The following is a 1510-nucleotide window of genomic DNA, read 5'->3' on the forward strand; positions in this document are numbered from 1 at the left end:
TCGGACCGCGGCTCCCAGGGTGGATTCAATCGGTCGTCGCAACACCCTCTCGGAATCACTGGAGGTATGGGCGATGGCAAGCAAGGACTGGGCGAGGAAGATCAGTGACGTGCCCGAGGGGACACGGCGGCAGTGGAGAGCGGATCGGGCCTTGCGGGCCCCGATGCGCTCTCCTGGCAGGCCGCAGCCCTCACGGGAGGTCCAACGCCAGTTCTGGCGTGTGATCGCCACCGGTGTCACCACGGTCGAGGCATCCCTGACTGTGGGCGTGTCCTGGCCCGTCGGGGCGCGCTGGTTCCGTCACGCTGGCGGGATGACCCCGCTGTCCTTAGCCGAGCCCACCGGCCGGTATCTGTCCTTCGCTGAGCGTGAGGAGCTCGCGATCCTCCATGCCCAGGGCCAGGGGGTCCGTCAGATCGCACGCACGCTGGGACGTGATCCCGGCACGATCAGCCGTGAGCTGCGCCGTAACTGCGCCACTCGTTCCGGGAAGCAGGAGTACCGGGCCACGGTGGCGCAGTGGAAGGCCCAGGAAGCTGCCAGGCGGCCCAAGCCGGCGAAGCTGGCCACGAACCAGCGACTGCACGACTACGTCCAGGCACGCCTGAACGGGGTGGTCCTGGGCCCCGATGGCGTGGCCGTGCCGGGACCGGTCGGGCCCGGTTTCAAGGGGCGGAAGATGAAACCGCGCCGGGCGGACCGGCGGTGGTCCACGGCGTGGAGCCCTGAGCAGATCAGCCACCGGCTGCGCCTGGAGTTCCCGGATGATGTGTCCATGCGGATCTCTCATGAAGCGATCTATCAGTCCCTGTTCATCCAGGGGCGTGGGGCGCTCAAGCGTGAACTCGTCGCGTGCCTGCGTACCGGGCGGGCTCTGCGCGAGCCGCGGGCACGTACCCGGAACAAGCCCCAGGGCCACGTCACCGAGGACGTGGTGTTCAGCAAGCGCCCACCCGAGGCCGCTGATCGTGCTGTGCCCGGGCACTGGGAAGGGGACCTGATCATCGGGACCGAGCGTTCAGCGATCGGGACTCTGGCCGAGCGCAAGAGCCGGGCCACGATCCTGGTCCACTTGCCCCGCCTGGAGGGATGGGGTGAGCGGCCGCCGGTGAAGAACGGGCCGTCGCTGGGTGGGTACGGGGCTGAGGCGATGACCGCGGCCCTGATCAAGGCGATGGCGACGGTGCCGGAGCAGCTGCGTCAGAGCTTGACGTGGGATCGGGGCAAGGAGCTGGCCGGGCATGTCCAGTTCACGATGGCCACGGGCACGAAGGTGTTCTTCGCTGACCCCCACTCGCCGTGGCAGCGGCCGACGAACGAGAACACGAACGGGGTGCTGCGGCAGTACTTCCCCAAGGGCACGGACCTGTCGAGATGGTCGGCCGAGGACCTCGCAGCAGTCGCGTACACGCTGAACAACAGGCCCAGGAAGGTCCTGGACTGGAAGACTCCCGCGGAGGTCTTCGCCGAGCAGCTACGCTCGCTCTCAACGCACGGTGTTGCAACGACC

At 68.2% G+C, this 1510-nt stretch carries 1 protein-coding gene; it reads left to right on the forward strand.

Going from position 1 to position 1510, the window contains the following annotated elements; translation table 11 throughout:
- Positions 1-73: 73 nt before the first annotated feature.
- Positions 74-1510 (forward strand): IS30 family transposase (locus ACUW6W_RS11700; protein ID WP_444860509.1); only part of this gene is annotated, 1437 nt, incomplete at its 3' end.

The sequence above is a fragment of the Micrococcus sp. 093350064-1 genome, assembly GCF_053627955.1.